Annotated in this window: 6 protein-coding genes and 2 pseudogenes; 3 read left to right on the forward strand and 5 right to left on the reverse strand. The window is 71.0% G+C overall.

Going from position 1 to position 6,665, the window contains the following annotated elements:
- Window positions 1-77: 77 nt before the first annotated feature.
- From AC27IO_RS18435 to AC27IO_RS18455, 5 genes and pseudogenes are all read right to left on the reverse strand, one after another.
- Complete coding sequence (locus tag AC27IO_RS18435) at window positions 78-944, reverse strand: PhzF family phenazine biosynthesis protein (RefSeq protein ID WP_284431393.1); 867 nt, start codon at window positions 942-944, stop codon at window positions 78-80.
- 14 nt (window positions 945-958) lie between these two features.
- On the reverse strand, window positions 959-1,579 hold the full coding sequence (locus AC27IO_RS18440; RefSeq protein ID WP_284403002.1) for a glutathione S-transferase family protein: 621 nt from the start codon (window positions 1,577-1,579) through the stop codon (window positions 959-961).
- A 3-nt stretch (window positions 1,580-1,582) separates the two neighbouring features.
- Window positions 1,583-2,773 (reverse strand): aminotransferase-like domain-containing protein, encoded by a 1,191-nt coding sequence (locus tag AC27IO_RS18445; RefSeq protein WP_498740079.1) that lies wholly within the window; start codon window positions 2,771-2,773, stop codon window positions 1,583-1,585.
- 109 nt (window positions 2,774-2,882) lie between these two features.
- Window positions 2,883-3,873: pseudogene (locus AC27IO_RS18450) on the reverse strand (DMT family transporter).
- Between the two features lie 49 nt (window positions 3,874-3,922).
- On the reverse strand, window positions 3,923-4,522 hold the full coding sequence (locus AC27IO_RS18455) for a LysE family translocator (protein ID WP_498740081.1): 600 nt from the start codon (window positions 4,520-4,522) through the stop codon (window positions 3,923-3,925).
- Window positions 4,523-4,648: 126 nt separating this feature from the next.
- On the opposite strand from AC27IO_RS18455, the pseudogene AC27IO_RS18460 reads away from it, so the two are divergent.
- The 3 genes and pseudogenes from AC27IO_RS18460 to AC27IO_RS18470 form a co-directional block, all read left to right on the forward strand.
- A pseudogene (locus AC27IO_RS18460) lies at window positions 4,649-4,883 on the forward strand (GntR family transcriptional regulator); the annotation flags it as partial.
- Between the two features lie 132 nt (window positions 4,884-5,015).
- Window positions 5,016-6,122 (forward strand): aminotransferase-like domain-containing protein, encoded by a 1,107-nt coding sequence (locus tag AC27IO_RS18465; protein WP_498740084.1) that lies wholly within the window; start codon window positions 5,016-5,018, stop codon window positions 6,120-6,122.
- Between the two features lie 228 nt (window positions 6,123-6,350).
- Window positions 6,351-6,665, forward strand: a 315-nt coding sequence (locus AC27IO_RS18470; RefSeq protein ID WP_498740083.1) for a contractile injection system protein, VgrG/Pvc8 family, incomplete at its 3' end; no start/stop codon positions are given.

Raw genomic sequence — 6,665 nt, forward strand, 5'->3', positions numbered from 1 at the left:
TCGACCACAAAAAAAGGGAGCGGCGCGTCAGCCGGTGGGGATCTGGCGCGGCGGCGCGGTGGCGGGCGGGGCGCAGCTCATAGGCGGGCGGTTCCCTCGATGCAGGTGAGGCTGCGGCCGCCGACCCAGACCTGGCCCTGCGCGTCCTGGCGGATGTGCACGCGGCCGGCCCGGCCCAGGCTCTCGCCCTGGGCCACGAGGTAGCTGTGCGGCGCACGGCCTTCGGCGATGAGCCACTGCGCAAAGCTCGCGTTCAGGCTGCCCGTGACCGGGTCTTCGGGGTTGCCCATGGGCGCGGCGAAGGCGCGCACCACCACGCCGGGTTGCGTGGCATCGTGGGCGTCGGCGCCGACGTGGATCACGCCGACATCCTGGCCCAGGTCCTTCAGCCGGGCGTGATCGGGCCGCAGGCGGTGCACCGTCTCGGCGCTGTCGAGCACCAGGCCCAGCCAGCGCGGGCCGTTGTCCAGCAGCTGGGCGGCCGCGATCTGCTGCGGCCGGATGCCCAGCGCCCCGGCGATCAGCGGCACCAGCGCGGGGCTGGCATCGCTGCGGTGCAGCGGCGGCGCCGCGAACGCCAGCCGTTCGCCGCTGCGCTGGATGCGCACCAGCCCGCCGGCCGACTCCTGCACCACCAGGCCGGCATCGCGCGGCACGTGGCCAGCCTCCAGCCAGGCGTGGCAGGTGCCGAGCGTGGGGTGCCCGGCGAACGGCAGTTCGGTCCCACGCGGCGTGAAGATGCGCACGCGGTAGTCGGCCCCCGCCGTGCGGCCCGCCTCGGTGGGCGGCAGGAGGAAGCTGGTTTCCGACAGGTTGGTCCACGCGGCGAAGCGGCGCATGTCGGCATCGTCCAGGCCTTGTGCGTCCAGCACCACGGCCAGCGGGTTGCCGTCGCCGGGGCGGTGGCTGAACACGTCGATCTGCTTGAAGGGGCGCTGGCGCATGGCGGGCGATGGTGTCAGGCGAGCGGCTGGTCGATCACGCCGCGCGCGCCGGGGCGCGACAGCAGGCCCTGGTACCAGGCGTCGAGGTGGGTGCGCGCCACGCGCTCCTGCGGCAGGCCCCACCAGCGGTGGATCTCGCAGCCCACCACGATGTCGGCCATGGTGAAGCGCTCGCCGGCCAGGCACGGCTGCTGCGCCAGGTGCGCCTCCAGCCGGTCCAGGAGCGGCTCGGTGGCCGCCACCGACCGCGCGATGGCGGCCGGGTCGCGCTGCGCCTCGGGCGTGCGCACCCACTGCAGGAACGCGTCGCGCCCCGCGGGGTTGAGCGTGGTCTGCTGCCAGTCCATCCACTGCTCGGCCACGAAGCGCGTGCGCAGGTCCTCGGGGTAGAGGGTGCCGCTGGCGTGCTTGGCGCACAGGTAGCGCACGATGGCGTTCGACTCCCACAGCGTGAAGCCGTCGTCCTCGATCAGCGGCACCATGCCGTTCGGGTTGAGCCGCAGGAACTGCGGCTCGCACACGATGCCGAACTGCCCGCCCGCGTCGGTGCGCTGCAGCTCCAGGCCCAGCTCCTGCACGGTCCACACGACCTTGCGCACGTTGATGGACGACAGCCGTCCCCAGAGCCGCAGCATGCGTCAGGCCTTCTGGGCGACGCGCGCCCGGATGGCCGCGGCCAGCGCGCCCACGCCGGTGTTGATCTGCGCGGCGCTGGCCGTCACGAACGACAGGCGCAGGGTGCGCGGGTCGGCGTTGTCGGCATAGAAGGCCGCGCCCGGCACGAAGGCCACGTTGCGGTCCACGGCCTCGGGCAGCAGGTCGATGGCGCTCATGCCTTCGGGCAGGCGCACCCACAGGAACATGCCGCCGTCGGGCTTGTTCCAGTGCACGTCCAGGCCGGCCATCTCGCGCGTGAGCGCCTCCAGCATGGCGTCGCGCTGCTGCTTGTACAGCGCGCGGATGGTGGGCACGTGGCGGCCCAGGAAGCCGTCCTTCATGACCTCGTGCACCATGCGCTGGTTGAAGCCCGGGCTGTGCAGGTCAGCCGCCTGCTTGGCCTGCAGCAGCTTGGGGAACACGGCCTTGGGCGCCACGATGAAGCCCAGGCGCAGGCCGGGGGCGAGCACCTTGGAGAACGAGCCCAGGTAGATGCAGCCTTCCGGGTTGCGCGCGGTCAGCGGCGCGGGCGGGGGCTGGTCGAACCACAGGTCGCCGTAGGGGTTGTCCTCGATCAGCGGCAGGTTCAGCTCGGCGGCCTTGGCCACCAGCGCGGCGCGGCGCGCCTCGCTCATGGTGCGGCCGGTGGGGTTCTGGAAATTGGGCAGCACGTACAAGAAGCGCGCCTTGTCGGCACCGCTGCCGGCCTTGGTGGCCAGGTCCTCGATCTGCACGCCTTCGTCGTCGCTGGCCACGCTCACCACTTCGGGCTCCATGGGCGCGAAGGCCTGGATCGCGCCGAGGTAGGTGGGCGTTTCCACCAGGATGCGGCTGCCGGCGTCGATCAGCACCTTGGCCACGAGGTCCAGGCCCTGCTGCGAGCCGGTGGTGATCAGCACCTGCTCGACGCTCACGTCCCACGGCAGGAAGTCGGCGACCGCCTGGCGCAGCGGCTGGTAGCCCTCGCTCGCGGCGTATTGCAGGGCCGACTGGCCATCCTGCGACAGCACGGCGCTGCAGGCCTTGGCGAAGTCGTCGATGGGGAAGGTCTTGGGGGAGGGCAGTCCGCCCGCCAGGCTGATGATGCCGGGCTTCTCGGTCACTTTCAGGATCTCGCGGATCACCGAGGGGTTCATCTTCGCGGCGCGTGCGGCCAGGGTCCAGTTCGTCATTGAGTGCATCTCCAGGGGGCGCTTGTTCTCCGGGGCGCCGGGGTCGTCGTTGAGGAAGCCGTTGTGCGGCGGGTGGCGGGCATGCGGGTGGGCCCGCCGGGGAAAGAGCTTAACCGCGCATCGCGGCGGGTTGGGGGTTCCTGGCGGGGCCTTGTCGCACCGGGGCGCGTCGGCCGACCACCACCGTGGCCATCACCGCGATGCCGAAGCCCAGGCTGACCGCATCGAGCGATTCGCCCAGCAGCGGCACCGAAAACAGCATGCCCAGGAACGGCTGCACCAGCTGCACCTGGCTCACGCGCACCGTGCCGCCGAGCGCCAGGCCCCGGTACCACGCGAAAAACCCCAGCCACATCGAAAACACCGACACATAGGCCAGCGCACCCCACGCCGATGCCGGCATGGGCGCCGTGGGCCACGACCAGGCCCCCAGCGGCAGCGTGGCGGGCAGCGAGATGACCAGCGCCCAGCAGATCACCGAGCCCGAAGGCATGCGCTGCGACAGCCGCGCGCCGTAGCCGTAGCCCACGGCGGCGCACAGCACGGCCGCGAACAGCAGCAGGTCGGCCGGGTGCAGCGACAGGCCTGCGCTGCCCGAGCGCAGCACCGCGAACGCGACCACCATCGCCGTGCCCAGCAGCGCGCACAGCCAAAAAGCGCGGCGACGGGCGCTGGCGGTGCAGCAACGCGCCCACGCCGGCCGTGGCCAGCGGCAGCATGCCGATGATCACGCTGGCATGCACCGCGCCCACGTGGCGCATGGCCAGCGAGGTGAGCAGCGGAAACCCGAACACCACGCCCAGCGCGGTGAAGGCCAGCGGCCGCCAATCCTCGGGCCGCGGCCAGGGCGCGCGGCGCGCCCACAGCAGCAGCGCCGACAGCACCCCCGCGATCGCCGCCCGGCCCATGGCCATGAAGACGCCGGACATCTGCGGCGCCTCGGGCGTGCCCACGGCCAGCCGCGTCATGGGCAGGGTGAAGGCGAAGATGGTGACGCCCAGCAGGCCCCACAGCAGGCCGCGGGTTTCGGGTGACTGCCAGCCGGTGGCCGGGGCCGTGGGGGCGCCGGGGGCGCTCGGCGAGGTGGCGGGGTGCGTCATGGGCGGGGTCCGGTGAAACAAAGGGGGCGCAAGCGGCGGTGGTGGACAGTCATGCGTTCACCATCCAGGCGGCGGTGAGCGCGAGCACCAGCGCCATGGCGCGGTTGAACCACAGCAGCCGCGTGCCCTGGGCGAGCCAGTGGCGCAGCAGCGCGCCCGTGGCGGCATACACCAGGTTGCTGGAGAAGGCGAACACCACCATCACCGGCAGCACCACGCCCAGCCGCGCCAGGGCATCGTCGCGCCCGGCGATCCAGCCGGCCACGATGGTCAGCGCCAGCAGCCAGGCCTTGATGTTGACGAACTGCATCGCCGCGCCCTGCCAGAAGCCCACGTCCATGCGCCCGGCCTGCGCCTGGCCCAGTTGGGCGCTGCGGCTGAGCTTGAAGGCCAGCCACAGCAGGTAGCCGGTGCCCAGCACCTTGATGCCCAGGCGCACCGCCGGCACCGCCATCACCAGCGCGCCGACACCGCCCGCGCACACGAGCAGCAGGGCGCTCCAGCCCAGGGGCACCGCCCAGACGAAGCGCATCGCGTGGCGCAGGCCGCGGTTGGCAGCGATCGCCGTGGCCAGCGTGGTGTTGGGCCCGGGGCTGAAGCTCATGGCGGTGGCCAGCGCCAGCAGGGCGGTGAATTCGACGAAGGGCATGGGGTGTTGCAGGGGTTGTGGCTTCCAATGTAGGAGCAGATTCCATTACAGTTGCAATACAGTTATTTCGACAATTTCATGATCTGTATTGGTGTTTGCATCAGCACAGTGAAGGAGCCCCCCGCCATGCTGACCCGCACCGCCCGCCGATCCCTGACCGAGCAACTGGCCGAGCGCTTCGCCGAACGCATCCGCGCCCGGCTGCTGCCCGCCGGCGCGCGGCTGCCTTCGGTGCGCGAATGCGCACGGCTGCAGGGCGTGAGCGCGTACACGGTGGTGGCCGCCTACGACCAGCTCCTCGCGCAGGGCTTGGTGGAGGCCCGCAGCCAGCGGGGCTTCTATGTGCGCGATATTGCACAAAAAATGCCTGAAGGACATATTCCACTAAGGTATGGTGCTATAGAAAAAAATAGCAAACGACCGCAAGTCTTCCCCCGTGCTGTCCCCGCTGCCCTCGGGCTCGTGCGTCAATGCCACGGCGCTGATCCGGGGCATGTTCCACCAGGCCTCCAGCCACCCGCAGCCGGGGGCCGGCGTGTTCCCGCGCGACTGGCTGGAAAACACCTTCATGGGCGCGGCGGTGCGCAAGGTCTCCAGCGGCCGGGCGCTGCAGGACAGCTCGCTGCAGTACGGCGACCCCATGGGCGAGCCCACCCTGCGCGAGGTGCTGGCCCGGCGCCTGCAGGGCTTCGGCGTGCCCGCACAGGCCAGCCAGGTCATCACCACCATGGGCGCCACGCACGCGCTGGACATCGTGAGCCGCACCCTGCTGAAGGCGGGCGACACCGTGATGGTGGAAGAACCCGGCTGGTCGGTGGAGTTCGCGCGGCTCGATGCGCTGGGCATGCGCATCCTGCCGGTGCCGCGCGGCGCCCAGGGCCCCGACCTCGCGGTGATGGAGCGCTACTGCGAGGTGCACGCCCCCAAGCTCTTCGTGAGCGTGAGCGTGTTCCACAACCCCACCGGCTACTGCCTCACGCCGGGCAGCGCGCACCAGGTGCTGCAGCTGGCCGGGCGGCACGGCTTTCACATCGTCGAAGACGACACCTACAGCCACATCGCGCCGGAACACGCCACCCGCCTCACGGTGCTGGACGGCCTGGCGCGCACCATCTACGTGAGCGGCTTCGCCAAGATCCTCGCGCCCAACTGGCGCATCGGCTACCTGGCCGCGCCGCCCGATCTGGTGGAGCCGCTGCTGGACACCAAGCTGTTGTCCACGCTGACCACGCCATCGCTGCTGGAAAAGGCCATGGCCCTGTGCATCGAGCAGGGCATGCTGCGCCGCCACAGCGACCGCATGCGCCAGCGGCTGGCCCAGGCCCGGGCGCGCAGCGTGCAGCTGGCGCTGGAGGCCGGCTGCACCTTCGCGGCCGAGCCGGCCGGCATGTTCGGCTGGGTCGAGACGGGCGTGGACACCGACGTGCTGGCCCAGCGCATGCTGGACGAGGGCTACCTGCTCGCGCCGGGCGCGCTGTTCCACGCCAGCCGCCAGCCGTGCACGCTCATGCGCATCAACTTCACCACCACGCAGGACGCGGCGTTCTGGCGCGTGTTCCAGCAGCAGGCGGCGGCCCTGGCCGGGGGCGTGCGGGGGTGACTGCGGGGGAGGCCCGGTGGCCGCCGGGCGGTGCCCCATGGGTCTGGAGATGGGGCGGCGGTCTGTGTGATTTCGTGTGCGTTGCGGCCGAAACAGCCGCAATTGGTTACATCTAGAGGCATTTTCCCGCTGGCGGGGGGATTTCCGGGGGGTGGGATGCGCTCAGCCGCGCACTATCATTCGGCCCATTCCAATCCGACCCACCGGCCCTTCGCGGCCGCTGCACCCATGACACGCCGAGTCACCATCCAGACGCCCCTGGGCGAGCAGTTGCAGTTTCGCCAGCTGCAGGGCAAAGAAGCGCTCTCCGAGCTGTTCTCCTTGGACGTGGACCTGCTGAGCGAGAGCAAATCCATCGACCCCAAGGCCCTGCTGGGCAAGAGCGCCACCATCGTGGTGGAGACTGAAGGGGGCGGCACGCGCTACCTGGACGGCATCGTCACCCGCTTCGGGCTGCAGGGGCAGGACCACCGCTTCTACACCTACAAGGCCCGCCTGAGCCCCTGGCTGTGGCTGGCCACGCGGCAAAGCGACTTCAAGATC

It is taken from the genome of Acidovorax sp. KNOB132 (assembly GCF_057541515.1).